This window comes from Rheinheimera mesophila (assembly GCF_000986865.1).
Taxonomy (GTDB): domain Bacteria; phylum Pseudomonadota; class Gammaproteobacteria; order Enterobacterales; family Alteromonadaceae; genus Pararheinheimera; species Pararheinheimera mesophila.
Map to the genome: position 1 here is coordinate 1 of NZ_LAVS01000009.1, position 18,613 is coordinate 18,613.

The window sequence follows — 18,613 nt, forward strand, 5'->3', positions numbered from 1 at the left end:
CACTGGTATTCCTCCAAATCTCTACGCATTTCACCGCTACACTTGGAATTCTACCCCCCTCTCACACACTCTAGTTTCCCAGTTTCAAATGCAATTCCCAGGTTGAGCCCGGGGCTTTCACATCTGACTTAAAAAACCGCCTACGTGCGCTTTACGCCCAGTAATTCCGATTAACGCTTGCACCCTCTGTATTACCGCGGCTGCTGGCACAGAGTTAGCCGGTGCTTCTTCTGCGAGTAACGTCAAAATGATGTGCTATTAACACACCACCCTTCCTCCTCGCTGAAAGTGCTTTACAACCCGAAGGCCTTCTTCACACACGCGGCATGGCTGGATCAGGCTTGCGCCCATTGTCCAATATTCCCCACTGCTGCCTCCCGTAGGAGTCTGGACCGTGTCTCAGTTCCAGTGTGGCTGATCATCCTCTCAAACCAGCTAGAGATCGTCGCCTTGGTGAGCCATTACCTCACCAACTAGCTAATCCCACGTAGGCGCATCCGATAGCATGTGGCCCGAAGGTCCCACACTTTGGTCCGTAGACATTATGCGGTATTAACAGTCGTTTCCAACTGGTATCCCCCTCTATCGGGCAGCTTCCTACGCATTACTCACCCGTCCGCCGCTAGGTCCGAAAACCCCGCTCGACTTGCATGTGTTAGGCCTGCCGCCAGCGTTCAATCTGAGCCATGATCAAACTCTTCAATTAAAGTTTAATTGCTACACAAGTAGCTGCTCAGTATCACTGACTTAAAACATCCGCTCTTTCGAACAGATAACTATGTAAGTCACTTCACTGATATATATTCTTTTGCGATTGCTCGCTGCAGAATCTAAACCGTGAGTGCCCACACAGATGATTGATTGCTTATTGTTAAAGAGCGTGCTGAACCGTGTTCAGCGGGAGGCGTATCTTACACTTCCCAGAATTTGTGTCAAGCCAGAGTGTTTAATTTATTTATCAAACCTTCTACTTAACGTGCTTCGCTTCACTTTTGAGCCTTTCGACTCCACCGCGTTGCGAGGCGGCCATTTTAGTGATTTTCAATCTCGTGTCAAGCGATGTTTTTCATCATTTTTCACTTCATTTCAAAACCACCCCAGAGCTGCTTTCGCACCACCCCGTTGGCATGGCGCGCATTATAGGGAGTTTTTCATCCTGCACAACCCCTAACATGACAATTTGATGATATTCCTGTTCGTTCGCTCAGAAATAAAACAAAACGGGCAAAAAAGAGACTTTTGTTTACTTAAACAGGGATACGTAAGCTGTTATCCACCTTATCAGGTCCACCAATCATTTCGTCATATGCAGACTGATGTTGTAACCAGGCCGCTTTTACCGTTGCTTCTGATAAGGATTGTTTGATTTGTTCCACACTTAAAAAACGCTGAGGTCTATTGTCGGCATCCACCAGAAATGCAACTTTGTCATCGTAATTTACCTGAGCAAGATAAATCCCCATTTCAATAGAATGGATCACCAGTTCCTCGATGACGACGTCTTGTCTGTTTAAATGTTCAAGTCTGTGCATAGGATATTGCTCCCTAGAGTAATCTCAATACTCTACGAAGCATCTGTAGTTTTGGATGTGTTCGACTGAAAATACGACTGGCCAACAAAGGTCGCCAGTCGTATCAGGAGACGGCGGATCAGAAGTCGTACTTAGCACTGAACTGTAGGCGGTTCAAATCACCTTCATCACCCGATAAGATTTCACGGGTGGCATGACGAAGTTCAACACCAAACATCAGTTTACTGGCCGCCTGATAAATCAGGTTCACCGCATAACTACTGGTGTTATCGGTCACAGCTAATCCGGTAAGCTGAGCATCGTTGTCTATGTGCTGGGCTGAATAAATCAAACTTGAACGCCATTTATCAGCCCAGGCATGTTTGTAGGCAAGCGCATAGCCTGTTACTTTTATCGCGTCCAGCTTACCTGCAGCATCAAGCACGGCGTCATTGCTGGTATTCAACCCAATATAACGGCCAAGTCCCTCGCCACTATTAATGGTGAAACGAATATCATCAGTTGCTGACAGGTTGTATTTACCTGACACTGATACCGCATAACCATTGGTGGTGTCATCTATACCAGCAGACTCGATAGCGAGCTGACGTGCCATCACGGCAACAGCTACAGACCCCCAACTATCAGCATGATGGTATTTAACGATGACATCAGGCACAGAGTTGTCATCTGTCACGATACGGGCACCACCAGTGTTGGGAGTCACGGTCGTTTCCGGGTTTTCCAAAGCCATCTGCCAGCCGCCACTGGTGTAACGCACCTGGGCCTGTCGGTTGAAGATAGCGCCATCTGTATTACCGATAAAATCCAGACTATCAGGTAATGATGCCAGGTCCATAAAAGTCGACCAGGTTTGCCCCATCAGCCAATTGTCATAAGTTAAAAATGCATGACGTAGTTCTGGCGTATAACCATTACTAATGCGTTCATCCCCTATCGGATAAGTGGACATCATATCGAATTCAAGGGTACCGTTGATTTTTTTGCCATTATCAAGGGACGTCGCTGTTTTTAAGAAAAACCGCGATTGACGGGCATGTGCGTCAAAAGTTGCGGACTCACCTTCTCCACCCACAGGAATGACACCAGGTACGTAAAAATCACGTCCCACTCCTGTTGCCATTTGTCCATCGGATGTGTCTGTCCACATTGTATCTAATTTTATGTAGCCGCCGTAGGTCAGTTCGGTATCGCCAAAGGTTACCGCGGCAAACGCCTGGCTGCTCAGTGCGCCGAAAGATAATGCCACTAAGCTGGCAAGAGGTTTTTTCGTCAGCATTGTTTTCTCCTGGTCCACGTTAAAATGTTGTTATTGTCTGTACCACGGCTCAACTTTGGTTCGCTTTTAGCGAAGCGACAATTAGCCTTTAGTCGCAGATTGTTTTTTATTCAGTGAGGACACAGACGCTGGCGACAGGATTAGCTAGACTAAGGTCTAATGTTGCTGACACCTTAAAAAAGGTAGAACGAATGCAGTCATAACAGATGGTTGTCGCTAACAGACTAAACCATCGAGCCTACACGACAGGGGAATAGTAATAATGAGTCACGCTCAGCTTTATCCGGTACCAGAGCACACTAAAGCAAACACTTTAGTCACTAATGAACAGTATCTGGCAATGTATGAAGAGTCAGTTCAACACCCTGAACAATTTTGGGCAAAACATGGCCAGCGGATTAGCTGGTTTACTCCTTTTACTCAAGTCAAAGACAGCAGTTTTGAGTTGGGTACTGTGCATGTGAACTGGTTTAGCGACGGCAGCTTAAATGCCAGCTACAACTGTCTGGACCGTCACTTACCCGCTAAAGCTAATCAGGTAGCTTATTATTGGGAAGGTGACGAGCCTGGTGTACAAAAGGCTGTGACTTATCAGGAGTTGTACGACGAAGTATGTCAGTTGGCCAATGCGATGCGCAGGTTAGGCGTAGGCAAAGGCGATCGTGTCACTATTTACCTGCCTATGATCCCGGCAGCAGTGGTATCACTGCTGGCCTGCGCCCGTATTGGTGCCATTCATTCTGTCGTTTTTGCCGGATTTTCACCTGATGCGTTGGGTAGTCGCATTCAGGATTGTGATTCCAAGTTGGTGATCACGTCTGATCAAGCCGCCCGTGGCAGTCGTCTCACTTATCTTAAAGACAACACCGATCAGGCGCTAGCTCATTTGGGCGAGGCCAACCCAGCCAAGCATGTTATAGTGGTTAAGCATGTGGGTGAAAACATTGATTTCCATCAGGGCCGCGATTTGTGGTACCACGAAATTTTGGCGAAAGAGCCAAAACATTGTGAACCAGAAGTGATGAACGCAGAAGACCCGCTGTTTATCCTTTATACCTCAGGCTCAACCGGCAAACCTAAAGGTGTGTTGCATACCACAGGCGGATATATGGTGTGGGCGTCGATGACACATCAGTATGTATTTGATTATAAACAAGGTGATATTTACTGGTGTGCTGCCGATATCGGCTGGGTCACAGGCCATACCTACATTGTTTATGGACCTTTGGCCAATGGCGCCACCAGCATTTTATTTGAAGGTGTCCCGACTTATCCGAGCGTTAAACGTATTGCGCAGGTGGTCGACAAGTACAAAGTCAATATCCTGTATACAGCACCTACCGCGATCCGCGCTTTGATGGCACATGGCACAGTGGCTGTTGATGGCGCTGATTTATCTTCACTCACCCTGTTAGGTAGCGTGGGCGAGCCGATTAATCCGGAGGCCTGGAGCTGGTATCACGCGTCCTACGGTAAAGGTCAATGCCCTATCGTCGACACCTGGTGGCAAACAGAGACAGGCGGCATTTTAATTACCCCTTTACCAGGCGCAACTGCATTAAAACCAGGATCTGCTACCCGGCCATTTTTTGGTGTCAAACCTGCTATTGTGACCAATGAAGGTGAGCTTATTGAGGGGGTGGCTGAGGGTAACTTAGTTATCCTTGATAGCTGGCCTGGTCAAATGCGCACTGTATTTGGTGATCATGAGCGTTTCGAGCAAACCTACTTCAGCACTTACAAAGGGATGTATTTTACCGGTGACGGTGCCAAACGTGATGAAGATGGCTACTACTGGCTGACAGGCCGGGTCGATGATGTATTAAATATTTCAGGCCACCGTTTAGGCACCGCAGAGATTGAAAGTTGTCTGGTGGCGCATGATGCGATTGCTGAAGCTGCCGTAGTGGGTTATCCGCATGACATTAAAGGCCAGGGCATTTATGTGTTTGTCGCACCACGTGTGGGTGTAGAGCCCAGTGATGATCTGACTAAAGCCGTGCGTGATTGGGTGCGCCGTGAAATTTCTCCTATCGCTGCCCCTGATATTATTCAATGGACACCAAGTTTACCAAAAACCCGTTCAGGTAAAATTATGCGCCGGATCCTGCGCAAAATTGCGGCCAACGAATACGAGCAATTGGGAGATATTTCTACCCTGGCGGATCCTTCCGTGGTGGAACACTTGATCCAAAACAGATTAAACCGCTAATCTGTTGACAATAAGTTGCTAATGTTTAATTAATAGCAACAACACTTTAGCTGAACCCAGTCTTTGTTTTGCTGCAAAGGCTGGGTTAGGAGTTTATATGGCAAAGTTAATTGTCGCAGATGACCATCCATTGTTTCGCAACGCACTGATCCACGCGATCAGCACTACTTTTGTTACCAAAGCCACCATTGAGACGGATAGTTTTGAAGCGACCTGTGAAGCCTTATTACAACACCCGGATACCGACTTATTATTGCTGGATTTGCATATGCCGGGGAATTGCGGCTTTTTGGGGCTCATTCAATTACGAAAGCAATACCCGACTTTACCTATTGTTGTCATTTCAGCCAGTGAGGATCTGGATGTAATCAAACGTGTGATGGCATTTGGTGCTTCGGCTTTTATTCCAAAATCAGCGCATCCGGCGGAAATCGGCAAAGCATTGAGTGCGGTCATTGACGGTGAACTCTGGGTGCCACCAACGCTACGCAATCAGGTGCTTCATCAGCAGCAACATCAGCCTGATTTAGACCTGGCAGGCAAAGTGGCAGAATTGACGCCACAACAGTACAAAGTGTTGTTTTATCTGACCGAGGGTTGGCTGAATAAACAAATTGCTTACGATTTGCATATTTCCGAAGCCACAGTCAAAGCTCATATTACCGCTATTTTCAGGAAGCTTGGCGTCACCAACAGAACTCAGGTAGTGATCCAGGCCCAGCGTTTACAACTGGAGCCTCCTGCTGACAAAACGCTGGTTGCACACTAGGCGACTCGAGAAGCCTGATCACTCAGGCTTGTGAGGACGTTGAAACTCGTCGATAAAAATTTGCCAGAATACGAGAAACAACGCAGCGACCATAGGACCTAAGACAAAACCATTGACGCCCATCAGAGTAATACCACCTAAGGTGGAAAACAGCACCAGATAATCCGGCAACTTGGTATCCCGCCCCACCAGCAGCGGCCGTAGTATATTATCGGCCAAACCAATAACCAGAGCGCCGTAAGCTACCAGAATGGTTGCGATCACCCAATCTCCTGTGGCGTACCAGTATAAGGAGACAGGCAACCAGACCAGAGCCGCGCCCACTGCGGGCAACAAGGACAAAAACGCCATCACCACGCCCCATAAAATAGGGGCAGGTAAACCTAACAACCAGAAAATAATCCCACCTAAAGCGCCCTGCACTACTGCCACCACCAGATTGCCTTTGACGGTCGCCCGGGTCACCTCGGCAAATTTGGAAAACAGTAGACGTTCCCGCTGATCTCCCAAAGGCAAAGCTTTCACCATCAGCTCAACTAAATGATGGCCTTCGCGTAACAGGAAAAATGTCAGGTATAACATCAGACATAAACTCAGGATAAAGCCGAAGGTGTTCTGACCAATAGACAACGCCTCTTTCGCCAATAAACGACTGGCTTCAACAGCACCAGAGGATAACTTCTCACGCAAGCCATCGGTTTGGATACCAAAGCGGCTTAAAAACTCAGTCACAACCGGAAAAGCCTGGCGAATGGAGTCAATAAATCCCGCTGGATTGATTTCTCCTTTCTCAATTTTGTCATAAAAGCTGATCCCTTCCTGAATAAAAGCAGCGCCTATCGCCAGCACAGGTAAAATGACTATCAGCACGCAGAGCATTAAAGTGATCAGCGCAGCACGGTTTGGTTTATCGCCAATCAGGCGCAAAACTCGCTGTTGCACCGGATAAAAAATTACGGTGATGGCACAGGCCCAGAAAATACAGCCCCAAAACGGTTCCAACACCAAACCGAAAGCCAGGGACACCACCACCAGCATCATTAAAAAAAATCGTTCTTCCAACTTCGCCAGCATTGAGCCCTCCCGGCACTTTTTGATCTTTCACGCATTTAACCACAGCAGAGCGAAAGCAGCCAGATAGCGCTTTACGGCCGCTGATTTTTCAGATGATTAATTCCTGCACGTAATGCGGCTGGTTTGATAGGTTTTGCTAAAAACAACAGTCCAGCCGCTTTTGCACGTTGAGCCAGATCTGGCTCAGGAGCAGCAGAAACCAGAATGCCGGCAACTTTGCCCCAATACTGCTGTAACTCCTGATATAACTCCAGCCCGTTGAGTCCTTGTCCTAATTGATAATCGACAATCAACAGATCAGGTTTTTGCAGTAACGGAGCATCCTGCAGCACGTGCTCGGCATGCACATAACTTTTCACTGCCCCCAATTGCCATTGTTCCAACAGCAAACGCAAAGCGGCAAGGTTAGAGCTGTCATCATCGACACACAACACCTGCCACTGCGGCAAGACTGAACTCTGGTGCTCTTTTATGCTGTGTTCTTCCACCTTGTCCTGCTCTGTTGCTAAAGGGACATACAAGCTAAACACTGTTCCCTTACCCACGACTGAACGAACGTCCAACTTATGCCCTAACAAGCGTGTCATTCGCTGAACTACGGCCAATCCCAGCCCCACCCCCTGCTGTCCTCTGGCTGTACTGTCGACCCGATAAAAATCATCAAAGATTCGCGCCAGTTCATGTTCAGCTACACCTGGACCTGTATCCCATACCTGTAGTAGCAACTGCTGGCCTCTTTTGCGACAGGACAGCAGGACCTCACCAGACGTTGTGTATTTAATCGCATTACTTAATATGTTTTGCAAAATACGCCGCAGATAAGTGCCATCCGTTTGGACTTGCCACTCACTAAAACGAGTACGTAACTTTAGCTGTTTTTGTTCTGCCAGCCATCTGAACTCATCGGCTAATGGCTGCAAAATATCCAGCAGCGACACGGCCTGAGTTTTAGGTTGTAAACGGCCATCGTCCAATCGGGCAATATCAAGCAAAGTGGCGATCAGCTCTTCCGTCGCTTTAAGAGAGTTATCCAATTGCTGGATAATTTTTTGCTGACCAGTGTCTGTACTCTGGCTCTGTAATGCGGCGGTAAAAAGCCGGGCCGCATTAAGTGGTTGTAAAATATCGTGACTGGCCAAGGCCAAAAAGCGGGTTTTGGAGACATTAGCCGCTTCTGCTTCTGCTTTAGCCTGCAGCAGTTGTAATTCTGTGGCACTGCGTCTTGCGACCTCTTCCACCAATTCCTGATTCATTTCACTGATCCTGTGCGTGCGTTCCTGCACCCGCTGTTCCAGATGTTGTTTGGCTTCTGCCAGTTGCTGCACAGCGCGCACATGCTCAGTGATATCGGTAAAGCTGGTCACAAAGCCACCGCCCGGAATAGGATTACCACGCATCTCAATCACTTTGCCATCCGGCCTGACTCGCTGAAACACATGAGAGGTGCCGTTTTGCATATGGGCAATTCGTTTGGCGACATGCTCTTCGGGCGAGCCCTCGCCGAAAAGTCCACGTTCGGCGTTAAAGCGCACAATATCAGCGACCGGCCGACCGATACGGATCATGCCATCCGGGTAATCAAACATTTGCAGATAGGCCTTATTCCAGGCTACCAGTTTTAAATCCCGATCGACGACGCTGACCCCCTGGCTTAAGTGCTCCAGTGTCGAAAATAAAATTTTTCGGGAAAACTGAATGGCCTGCGTGGTGTCATCAAATAAAGTCACCACATCTTCCAGTTCCAGTTGCCGGCCCTCTGTTGCAGCACTTACCACAGCCAGGGCAGATGCAGCACCTATCACCCCTGCCAGTTCCCGCTCAACAAAGGCAATCAGCTCAGGCCCGGCGATACTGTCCTGCAGATCCAGATCCGGAAAACGACGCTGAAACTCCGCCATGGCCTCGTTACAACGCTGTGCACCGATAAAACGCTCGAGCAGCATAGTGATGTCGGTGCGACGAACCCGTACCCGCCGCACCTGAACCTCTTTGTGCTCCAGCGGCAAGGTCGGTTTGACAAAGGCAGCCGCTTGCAGGCGATCTTTTAAATTCACCTTGACGACAAGGGAGAACAGCAGATAACAACTCAGATTCAAGCCTAAAGACCAGATCACACCGTGACTTAAGGTATCCAGTTGCACGCCAAATAAAGAGGTCGGTTTCAGTGCCTCAATGCCAAATAAACCTTGTTGCAGTAACGTCTGATCCAACACCCCTACAGCGGCGAGCTGCGGTACCATCAAACAGAAAAACCACAAGGCAAAACCGACGGCTATACCAGCGTATACCCCAAACGCATTGCCATGACGCCAGTACAAGCCGCCCACCACAGCAGGAGCCAGTTGAATAGCCAGGGCAAAAGCCAACAGACCCGTTTCTGCCAGTTCGTAATTGCGGGCGAACAAGGCGTAGTAGCCATAAGACAGCAACATGACGGTAATGATCATGGTACGGCGCACCAGCAAAATCAGTCCGCTGTAGTCTTTGATACGCTGACCATGACTGGGGCGACGTAAAATAGTTGGCATCACCACGTCGTTACTGATCATGGTACTGAGCGCCAGAGTGGAGATAATAATCATCGACGTTGCTGCTGAAAAACCGCCAATAAAGACCAGCACACTCATCATGTGCCAGCCTGATTTCTCTGGGATCAGCAATACAAAACTATCAGCCAGATGCTGCTGGCCGGGAAATAAATGCATGCCAACCAAAGCGATAGGAATGACGACTAAGGTCACTAAAAACAAATAACTGCTATACCAGCGTTTGGCATGGCGCAGATGGCGGTGATCGACATTTTCAACAAAGGCCACATGAAACTGCCGCGGCAATAAAAAAATGGCGCTCATCGCCAGCAAGGTTTTTATCGCAAAAGACAACCAGCTATTGTGCTCAGTGCTGTACTGCAAATGACTGGCATGCTCAACAAATTGACTCACGCCTATTGTTTCTGGCAACAACAACCAGTACGCCATTAACGCCAGACAGAGTAAGGCAAACAGCTTCACCACAGACTCAAAGGCTATCGCCACCATCACACCGCGGTTTTGCTCGGTCAGTTGAACTTTGCGGGTACCGAATAAAATAGCAAACACCGTCATCGCCATAGCGCTGAACCAGGCAGTGTCCTGCCACCAGGGGAGCGACTGATCCGATAAATCATGGCCCAGTAGCACCTGATAGGAGCTGGCAACTGCCTTTAATTGCAAAGCAATGTAGGGGATGACGACCACAACACACAATAACGCCGTAACTAAGGCAATGTTTTTACGTTTGCCGTAACGGGCGCTGATAAAGTCGGTGATCGAAGCAACGTTCTGCTTTTTGGCCACATACAGCAGCTTAAACAAAAAGGGCTGCGCAAACAGAAATACCAGAATAGGCCCAAGATAAATCGGAATATAATCCCAGCCCTGAGTCACCGCCGTACCTACTGCGCCGTAGTAAGTCCAGGACGTGCAATACACAGCCAAAGCCAGGCTATACAACAAGCCCCCATACTTTCGTAGTAATTGATCACCGGCATGGCGTTCGCCCCAGTTGGCAATAAAAAATAAGAAACCCACATACAACAGGGCCAATAAGGCAACAATCCAGGCTGACAAAGCACACTCCCCTTTCATTTCTGACCTTACTTTTGGCAGAAAGCGTCAGAAAGTCAATGATCTGTCATTTGGGCTTCGACTAAAGTCGGGCTATCGCTTCCTGTACCTGCTGCTAGATTAAGCAGGCAAGTCAACTGAATTTATGTACTAACCACAATAACAAACGATATGTACCCAAAGTCATTGCAGTTGCAGCACGACGACAACTGACCGAGGCCCCAGCAGCATAGGCGTGCTATGCAACCGGGCCGAGAGCACAGAGTCAACCAAGCTACAGCTTCAGCGATAAAGGGTAAACAACAAGAGGAAGACAACGATGGCATTTCAAACAAATGAATTAGCCAAAGCCTATTGGCGGGAGAATATCTCGCTGATGGTTAAACTGCTGGCGGTTTGGTTCGCAGTATCCTTTGCCGCTGGGATCCTATTTGTCGAACAATTGAATATGGTGCAGTTTTTTGGCTTTAAGCTCGGATTCTGGTTCGCGCAACAAGGCTCAATCTACACCTTCGTTTTACTGATCTTTATTTACGTTATCAAGATGAATGCCCTTGATCGTAAATACGACGTCCACGAAGATTAAGGGGTAGATGATGGATTTACAGACGTTAACCTACATTATTGTCGGCGCCACCTTCGCACTCTATATCGGCATCGCCATTTGGGCCCGCGCTGGTTCGACACAAGAGTTCTACGTAGCGGGTGGCGGTGTATCACCTTTGGCGAATGGTATGGCCACTGCAGCAGACTGGATGTCTGCCGCGTCCTTTATTTCAATGGCGGGTTTAATTTCTTTTATGGGCTACGACGGCTCCGTCTACCTGATGGGATGGACCGGCGGTTATGTCTTGCTGGCTTTGTGTTTAGCACCCTACCTGCGTAAATTTGGTAAGTTTACTGTGCCGGATTTTATCGGCGATCGGTACTACTCCCAAACTGCCCGGACTGTAGCTGTGATTTGTGCAATATTAATTTCCTTCACATACGTAGCGGGTCAGATGCGTGGTGTGGGTGTGGTGTTCTCGCGTTTCCTGGAGGTCGATATCACCACAGGCGTGATCATCGGGATGGCTGTGGTATTTTTCTACGCTGTATTAGGCGGTATGAAAGGTATTACCTACACCCAAGTGGCGCAGTACTGTGTATTGATATTTGCCTACATGGTGCCTGCTGTTTTTATCTCCATCATGATCACAGGCCATGTGTTACCACAAACAGGTTTAGGTGCGACTCTGGCGGATGGCTCCGGCATGCATTTGCTGGATAAACTGGACGGACTCTCTGCAGAGCTTGGTTTCGCCGCCTATACAGAGGGAACCAAATCCACCGCCGATATCTTTGCTATTACGGCCGCTCTGATGGTGGGAACTGCGGGTTTACCTCACGTGATTGTACGTTTCTTCACTGTGCCACGGGTGAAAGATGCCCGTATCTCTGCAGGTTGGGCTTTGATTTTTATCATGATTTTGTACACAACAGCTCCGGCTATCGGCGCTTTTGCCCGCTACAACATGATTGATACCATCAATGGTCCTGATGCTCAGGGTACCTTAGTGGCAGAAGCTCCAACCTGGATTAAAAACTGGGAAAAAACCGGTCTGATCAAACACGAAGATAAAAATGGCGATGGTCGTATGTTCTACTCAGGTGATGAGCGCAACGAGATGACCATAGACCGTGACATCATGGTGTTGGCGAACCCGGAAATCGCTCAGTTACCGGATTGGGTCATCGCGCTGGTGGCCGCAGGTGGCATCGCCGCTGCGTTATCCACTGCCGCAGGTTTACTACTGGTGATCTCCACGTCTATTTCGCACGATTTACTCAAACGAAATCTGATGCCCAGAATTACCGATAAACAGGAACTACTGGCGGCCCGGCTTGCTGCGGCTGTGGCTATCATAGTGGCTGGCTACTTAGGTATTAACCCACCTGGCTTTGTTGCGGAGGTGGTGGCCTTTGCCTTCGGCTTGGCAGCAGCGAGTTTCTTCCCGGCTATTATTCTTGGTATTTTCTACAAGAAAATGAATAAGGAAGGTGCTATCGCTGGTATGTTGGCAGGTATCATTTTCACTGTGGGTTATATCCTGTACTTCAAGGGTATTTTCATCACCCCACTGGCCGAAAACAAACCAGAGAACTGGTTGTTTGGTATCTCTCCTGAGGGCATTGGTACAGTCGGTATGCTGGTCAATTTTGTTGTCGCGTTTGCGGTGAGCAAAGTGACCAAAGAAGTGCCAGAGAACGTACAGGAAATAGTAGAGCAAATCCGTTATCCAAAAGGAGCCGGTGAAGCTCAGGTTCACTAAGTCAGCCTAGAAAAAACCAAGCGGACAAGGCGTGGCAACACGCCTTGTTTTTTGACAAAGCAGGAAGGTTGTATGCAGGTTCAGGAAGTTGTCTCTTTTTTACAACGGACGCCCCCTTTTGATGACTTGGCACTTCATGTACTGGAAACGCTGAGCAGGGATTTGACTGTGCTTTACCTGAGCACTGGCGAAGAGCTGAAACCCGAACCACAACTGATGCTGGTACGTTCCGGTTTATTCGCACTGCATACTGAACCGCAAGGCTTGACTCATCTGCAAACCGGCGATTTTTATGGCTATCAGCTCCTCCTGACAGGACTTGCCGATCCTGACACCATTCGCTGTGAAGAAGATGGGCTGGTGTATTTTTTACCTGCAGACAGTTTTGATAAATTACGGCATCAGTACAAAAACTTTGATTTATTTTTCCAGCGTTTATTTAGTCGCCGTCTGCATCTGTATCAGAGCAGTCAGCACCCAACGACCTCAACCTTAAAAGTTGCCGACTTAGTCACCCGGCGTAAAGTATCGATCGGCGCTGCGGACACTGTGCAGCAAGCCGCCCAACTGATGACAGAGCAACGAGTCTCTTGCCTTCTGATTGAACAGGGCGAGAAACTGGTGGGGATATTGACGGATCGGGACTTGCGTAGCCGTGTCGTCGCCAAAAATTTATCCGCTGCAGTCAGCGTCTCTGACGTCATGACAAAATCGCCACAACGTATTGATATTCATAGCTTTGCTTTTGAAGCTATTCAGAAAATGAGTCAATACAATATTCATCATTTACCTGTGGAAGAACATGGCAAAGCCATAGGTGTACTCACCACCACAGATTTGATCCGTAGCCAGCAAGAGCATCCTGTTTTTCTGATCAGCCATATTCACCGTCAGCATCAGGCGGCAGGTTTACAGGCAATCACCCCCCAGATTCAGCAACTGGCACTGCAATTGGCGGAGCAGCATCTGCCCTGTTATGAAGTCAGTGGCGTACTGACCAGCATTATGGATGCCTTAGTGCAAAGCTGGTTAAATATTGCGGAGCAACAACTGGGCCCGGCCCCTTGTGTATATAGCTGGCTGGTGTTTGGCTCACAGGCCCGACGGGATATGTTACCCAGCGCAGATCAAGACAATGCTTTGCTGCTGGAAAAAGAACCGGTTGGAGCTATTGCCGATTACTTTTCAGCATTGGCCGATATTGTCTGTCAAGGGCTGGCATCTTCAGGTCAGGCGCTTTGTGAGGGCCAAATCATGGCGTCTAACCCAGAGCTGAGGTTAAGCCTGAAAGGCTGGTCACATCGTTTTGCTAAGTGGCTCAATACTCCCGATCCGCAAGCCCTACTTAACAGCAGCATCTTTTTCGATATGCGCTTGGTTCATGGCAGTAAAGGCTTATTTAATGTATTGCATGAAGACGTATTGGCTCGTTGCAAAAATAATGAACTGTTTTTATACCATCTGGCTAAAAATGCCACAGAGCGACAACCGCCACTGGGCTTTTTTAAACACTTCTTACTGGAGCAGGATGGCAGGCAGCGCAAGGGCTTGGATCTGAAAAAACGTGGTATTAGCCTCGTCACTGATTTAGTGCGGGTTTATGCCCTCTCGGCTGGCATCCAGGCTGTCAATACCAGAGAGCGTCTGGATCTGTTGCAACAACAGGCGGTATTGACGCAGCGCCAGCAGCAGAACCTGCAAGGCGCTTTTGACGTGCTGGCTAATTTACGCTGGCAATTACAGGCACAGGATATGAAACGGGGCAGGCATTTATCGAATCTGCTGGACCCAAGCCAATTGAGTTTATTGCAACGGCATCAACTCAAAGACGCTTTTGCGGTACTCAGTGATGAACAACAACTACTCAGACAACGTTTCTGCCGGGAAGTCTAAATGTGGAACTGGCTGAAAAAACCGCTAGCCGTGCATCAACTGGTCCTGGATTTTGAACAAGCATACAGTCTGGACAAACAGAGTCTGGCTGCTAAGGCAAGTTACCTGGTGTTGGATTTTGAAACCACAGGATTGGATGCAAAAAAGCATCATATCGTCAGTGCAGGCTGGGTAAAAATTAGCGGCGGTAAGATCCATTTAAACTCAGCACAATACCAAGTGGTTCGAAGCCCGGCTTCAGTCGGCCAAAGTGCAGTGATCCACGGTCTGCATAATCACGAAGTACGGCAAGGTATAGAGCTGGAAGACTTACTTCGCCTTCTGCTACAGGAATTAAAAGGAACTGTGTTGGTATCACATCACAGCGCACTTGAGCTCAGTTTTTTAAAACAAAGCTGCCAAAACTGTTTTGGCCGCTCGCCTGCTTTTAAAGCCGTCGATACCCTAAAACTGGAGCTGTATAAAATGCGGCTGAAAGGTGGGCCCGTCGCCCAAACCGCCCTGAGTTTATCGGCTTGCCTGCAGCGCTACCAATTACCTGAAGTGACGGAGCATCATGCCCTATCAGACGCGTTTGGCTGTGCGCAACTACTATTGGCGCAGTTAAAAAGCAGAGGAGCCTCCTGTACTTTAGCGGACCTGTTCCAGCAAAGCCGCTAAGTCAGATCAAAGCCAGGCAATGACAGCTAACAAAAAGCCAGGCAATTTGCCTGGCTGTTAATGACTACAACAACTTACAATGCGTTGCCTGACAACACACCCGGCTTAAAGCTGTCAACACTGATAGAGCTGAATCGTAACTCGTTCATCCGTACCAGTTGTTTCGCTTCATCCTCAGTAATAACGTCAATCTCCACCGCTTTGGTAATTAACTGATCCATAGGGATTTTACGCGGCAAGGTGCTTTGTTTTTGCGCAGCGTAAATTTTCTTCATCACAGGCTGAGCCTGATGCACTGCGATAAAGGCAGATTCCATTAAGCCCGTTGGATCTTCATCGCCTTCGCCAATAAAGCACAAGTGAGTTAAACGGTCACGGATCACCCCTGGCTTTAACAGCACGTCAGAAATTTCCTGAGTGATCGCATCGGCAGGCATTTTGTAGCCGATACCAAATGGGAACACCAGAGTTTTCAGCAAACGCGCCACAACACGGCTTGGGAAGTTCTGGAAGAAACCATCCAGCGCTTTACCAATTTCAAACAGGTTACGCTCAATGGAGTAACGCACGAAAGGTAAATCTGCGACCTGACGGCCGTTGTCTTCATAAAACTTCAACACGGCAGAAGCCATATACAAGTGACTCAACACGTCACCCAAACGGGCAGACAGCATTTCTTTACGTTTTAAATCACCACCTAACATCAGCATAGAAAAATCTGCGCTTAACGCCAAAGCACGGCTCATACGGCTTAACTGCTTGTAATAGTTTGCCGTCTCACCGGACACAGGGCTGGAGTTAAAACGCCCTAAAGTTAAACCCTGCCACAACGCGCCAAACGTATTACCTAATGCAAAACCAATATGTCTCATCAGCAGGCTGTCAAATTGCTGTAAGCCCTCTTCTGCATTTGGATTGGCTGCTGCCTCTAATTCTTGTAATACATAGGGGTGGCAACGAGTGGCGCCCTGACCAAAAATCATCAGGTTACGGGTCAAGATATTGGCACCTTCTACCGTAATAGAAATTGGCATGCCCATGTAACCGTGCGCCAGATAGTTCTTCGGACCCACCTGAATAGCGCGGCCTGAATGAATATCAAAAGCGTCGTTTAACAAAGTACGGGACATCTCCGTCATGTGGTACTTGGCAATAGCGGTCACTACAGATGGGCTCAACTTCAAATCAATGGCGCCCGCCGTCATCACCCGCATCGCTTCCAAGCTGTAGGTATAAGCACCAATACGGCCTAAACTTTCCTGCACCCCTTCAAATTTGCCTATCGCCATACCAAACTGCTGACGGACATAAGAGTATGCGCCTGTCATACGGGTGGCTAAATGGCCTGTGGCTGTGGCCAGTGCAGGTAAAGAAATACCACGACCTGCGGATAAACACTCCACCAGCATACGCCAGCCGCGGCCAGCATAATCTGGCCCACCGATAATCCACTCCAGCGGAATAAACACATCTTTGCCGTAGGTGGTACCGTTCATAAAGGCCATATTCATTGGAAAATGACGATCACCAATCTGAACCCCTTCATGACTGGTAGGGATCAGCGCACAGGTAATACCCAGCTCTGTTTTTTCGCCTAACAGCTTTTCCGGGTCATACAACTTAAAGGCCAGACCCAGTACTGTCGCTACCGGCGCCAGCGTGATATAACGCTTGTCCCAATTCAGGCGGATCCCCAGCACTTCTTTGCCTTCAAACTGGCCTTTGCACACGACCCCAGTGTCCGGAATACCACCGGCATCAGAACCCGCTTCTGGCCCGGTTAAGGCAAAACAAGGTACTTCTTTACCAGCGGCTAAACCCGGCAACCACCGGTCTTTTTGCTCTTGTGTACCGTAGTGCATCAAAAGCTCACCCGGGCCTAAGGAGTTCGGTACCATCACAGTTACAGCAGCAGTTAAGCTACGTGTGGCAATCCGCGAGACAATAGTTGAGTTGGCAATAGCAGAAAACTCACGGCCACCGTAACTTTTTGGAATAATCATCGCAAAAAAGCCGTTGTCCTTGATGTATTGCCAGACTTCAGGTGGTAAATCACGCTGTTCTTGCACAATTTTGTAGTCATCCAGCATCTTCAGCAGGGTCTCTACTTCATTGTCCATGAACGCCTGTTCTTCGGCCGATAATTCAGCTTTTGGAATAGCATGCAGCTTTTTCCAGTCCGGTTTGCCCTGAAACAAGTCACCATCCCACCAGACATCCCCTGCTTCCATCGCTTCACGTTCGGTATCCGACAGCGGAGGTAAAATTTTCTTAAAAAGGCCAAACACAGGTTTGGTGATCAGGTTACGCCGAATGTCTGCTACACCGAGCACAACAATCAGCACAACCAACAACAGGATTAAAATTGACATATAAAAGTCCTTGCGAGATTAGTGAGCTTGACTTGATAAAGTAAAAGGAGACGCGATACCTGCAGCCAAATACGGAATAAGCCTGTGGATCACGCCTTCTATTTCTACGTTTTCGTTAAAATCTGCCGCTGCGATTTCTTGTAGCGCCTGATTCGACGCCATGGTGAATACCACAGTGCCGAGGGAAAAATGCAGGCGCCAGAAGATTTCACTGGCTGGTAAATCAGGGCAAGCCTGCTGCACCAGCAACACAAACTTGTCCAGAGTACGGCCGTAGTGATGGTTAAAAAACCAGCGCAAATGCCCTTGCACATCGGTATAACCGCGGCCAAGCAACTGCAAAAACATCCGAGTGCCGTGATGCTGTACTTTGTTCAGTTCCAGCAAAGGTTTAATAAACACCGACAACACTGCCGTTAAGTCATTTTGTTTCTGACTGGCCAATAAATGACTGAACTCCTGATCCAGGCGCGGCATCAGCACGGATAAATAGCGCTGCAGTACCGACTGAATCAGCTCTTTTTTTGAACCAAAATGATAGTTCACCGCCGCCAGATTCACCTGCGCCATACTGGTGATTTGCCGCAATGAGGTATCAGCAAAACCGCTGGACGCAAAAAGCTGCTCTGCTGCATCCAGAATTTTGTCCTGAGTTGTCGTTTTATTCACCATAGCCCTGACTAAATTAAAACATCTGTTTGAAATGTACGTTTGAAAAAAAATACTGTCAAGCGAGCAAAGAATAAAAACATCAATCTGGTCTGATGAGCGCCATAAATTACAAAGCATTTACAACAACCAAGCAAAAAAAGCACAAATTCTGCCCTGTAAAGGTGCAAAATTTACGGATTGAAGATTGCTTAAAAAAAGCACTTGACATCACTGACAGGATCAGACAATTTTGA

The 18,613-nt window shown here is 48.2% G+C and carries 12 protein-coding genes and 1 rRNA gene; 6 read left to right on the forward strand and 7 right to left on the reverse strand.

Features of this window, described 5'->3' with window-relative positions; translation table 11 throughout:
• From SD53_RS05295 to SD53_RS05305, 3 genes are all read right to left on the reverse strand, one after another.
• Positions 1-706 (reverse strand): 16S ribosomal RNA (locus SD53_RS05295); the annotation flags it as partial.
• Positions 707-1,247: 541 nt separating this feature from the next.
• On the reverse strand, positions 1,248-1,532 hold the full coding sequence (locus tag SD53_RS05300) for a DUF6482 family protein (RefSeq protein ID WP_046519191.1): 285 nt from the start codon (positions 1,530-1,532) through the stop codon (positions 1,248-1,250).
• A 118-nt stretch (positions 1,533-1,650) separates the two neighbouring features.
• Positions 1,651-2,811: a DcaP family trimeric outer membrane transporter gene (locus SD53_RS05305; protein ID WP_046519192.1), complete on the reverse strand. Its 1,161-nt coding sequence runs from the start codon at positions 2,809-2,811 to the stop codon at positions 1,651-1,653.
• Between the two features lie 262 nt (positions 2,812-3,073).
• On the opposite strand from SD53_RS05305, the gene acs reads away from it, so the two are divergent.
• On the forward strand, positions 3,074-5,023 hold the full coding sequence (acs, locus tag SD53_RS05310; RefSeq protein WP_046519193.1) for an acetate--CoA ligase: 1,950 nt from the start codon (positions 3,074-3,076) through the stop codon (positions 5,021-5,023).
• A gap of 97 nt (positions 5,024-5,120) precedes the next feature.
• Positions 5,121-5,792 (forward strand): LuxR C-terminal-related transcriptional regulator, encoded by a 672-nt coding sequence (locus tag SD53_RS05315; RefSeq protein WP_046519194.1) that lies wholly within the window; start codon positions 5,121-5,123, stop codon positions 5,790-5,792.
• A gap of 18 nt (positions 5,793-5,810) precedes the next feature.
• On the opposite strand, the gene SD53_RS05320 is transcribed toward SD53_RS05315, so the two are convergent.
• Together SD53_RS05320 and SD53_RS05325 are read right to left on the reverse strand one after the other, a co-directional pair.
• Complete coding sequence (locus SD53_RS05320) at positions 5,811-6,866, reverse strand: AI-2E family transporter (RefSeq protein WP_046519195.1); 1,056 nt, start codon at positions 6,864-6,866, stop codon at positions 5,811-5,813.
• 71 nt (positions 6,867-6,937) lie between these two features.
• Positions 6,938-10,474, reverse strand: a complete 3,537-nt coding sequence (locus SD53_RS05325) for a PAS domain-containing hybrid sensor histidine kinase/response regulator (protein WP_046519260.1) — start codon at positions 10,472-10,474, stop codon at positions 6,938-6,940.
• Positions 10,475-10,790: 316 nt separating this feature from the next.
• Between SD53_RS05325 and SD53_RS05330 the strand changes: the two genes are divergently transcribed.
• The 4 genes from SD53_RS05330 to SD53_RS05345 all read left to right on the forward strand — a co-directional run bounded on the left by SD53_RS05330 (position 10,791) and on the right by SD53_RS05345 (position 15,336).
• Positions 10,791-11,057 (forward strand): DUF4212 domain-containing protein, encoded by a 267-nt coding sequence (locus SD53_RS05330; RefSeq protein ID WP_046519196.1) that lies wholly within the window; start codon positions 10,791-10,793, stop codon positions 11,055-11,057.
• 10 nt (positions 11,058-11,067) lie between these two features.
• Positions 11,068-12,783 (forward strand): sodium:solute symporter family protein, encoded by a 1,716-nt coding sequence (locus tag SD53_RS05335; protein ID WP_046519197.1) that lies wholly within the window; start codon positions 11,068-11,070, stop codon positions 12,781-12,783.
• Positions 12,784-12,855: 72 nt separating this feature from the next.
• Positions 12,856-14,676, forward strand: a complete 1,821-nt coding sequence (locus tag SD53_RS05340) for a putative nucleotidyltransferase substrate binding domain-containing protein (protein WP_046519198.1) — start codon at positions 12,856-12,858, stop codon at positions 14,674-14,676.
• Complete coding sequence (locus tag SD53_RS05345) at positions 14,677-15,336, forward strand: 3'-5' exonuclease (protein ID WP_046519199.1); 660 nt, start codon at positions 14,677-14,679, stop codon at positions 15,334-15,336. It begins immediately after the preceding gene.
• A 74-nt stretch (positions 15,337-15,410) separates the two neighbouring features.
• Here the strand turns inward: SD53_RS05345 and SD53_RS05350 are convergent, their stop codons facing one another.
• Both SD53_RS05350 and psrA read right to left on the reverse strand, forming a co-directional pair.
• Positions 15,411-17,708 carry an acyl-CoA dehydrogenase gene (locus tag SD53_RS05350; RefSeq protein ID WP_046519200.1) on the reverse strand — a complete coding sequence of 766 codons (2,298 nt, stop codon included), beginning with the start codon at positions 17,706-17,708 and terminating at the stop codon, positions 15,411-15,413.
• 18 nt (positions 17,709-17,726) lie between these two features.
• Positions 17,727-18,380 carry a TetR family transcriptional repressor PsrA gene (psrA, locus tag SD53_RS05355; protein ID WP_046519201.1) on the reverse strand — a complete coding sequence of 218 codons (654 nt, stop codon included), beginning with the start codon at positions 18,378-18,380 and terminating at the stop codon, positions 17,727-17,729.
• Between the last annotated feature and the right edge of the window lie 233 nt (positions 18,381-18,613).

Coding starts and splice junctions, on each gene's coding strand:
- SD53_RS05300 (WP_046519191.1), bottom strand. CDS start 1,532: ATGCACAGACTTGAACATTTAAACAGACAAGACGTCGTCATCGAGGAA.
- SD53_RS05305 (WP_046519192.1), bottom strand. CDS start 2,811: ATGCTGACGAAAAAACCTCTTGCCAGCTTAGTGGCATTATCTTTCGGC.
- acs (WP_046519193.1), top strand. CDS start 3,074: ATGAGTCACGCTCAGCTTTATCCGGTACCAGAGCACACTAAAGCAAAC.
- SD53_RS05315 (WP_046519194.1), top strand. CDS start 5,121: ATGGCAAAGTTAATTGTCGCAGATGACCATCCATTGTTTCGCAACGCA.
- SD53_RS05320 (WP_046519195.1), bottom strand. CDS start 6,866: ATGCTGGCGAAGTTGGAAGAACGATTTTTTTTAATGATGCTGGTGGTG.
- SD53_RS05330 (WP_046519196.1), top strand. CDS start 10,791: ATGGCATTTCAAACAAATGAATTAGCCAAAGCCTATTGGCGGGAGAAT.
- SD53_RS05335 (WP_046519197.1), top strand. CDS start 11,068: ATGGATTTACAGACGTTAACCTACATTATTGTCGGCGCCACCTTCGCA.
- SD53_RS05340 (WP_046519198.1), top strand. CDS start 12,856: ATGCAGGTTCAGGAAGTTGTCTCTTTTTTACAACGGACGCCCCCTTTT.
- SD53_RS05345 (WP_046519199.1), top strand. CDS start 14,677: ATGTGGAACTGGCTGAAAAAACCGCTAGCCGTGCATCAACTGGTCCTG.
- SD53_RS05350 (WP_046519200.1), bottom strand. CDS start 17,708: ATGTCAATTTTAATCCTGTTGTTGGTTGTGCTGATTGTTGTGCTCGGT.
- psrA (WP_046519201.1), bottom strand. CDS start 18,380: ATGGTGAATAAAACGACAACTCAGGACAAAATTCTGGATGCAGCAGAG.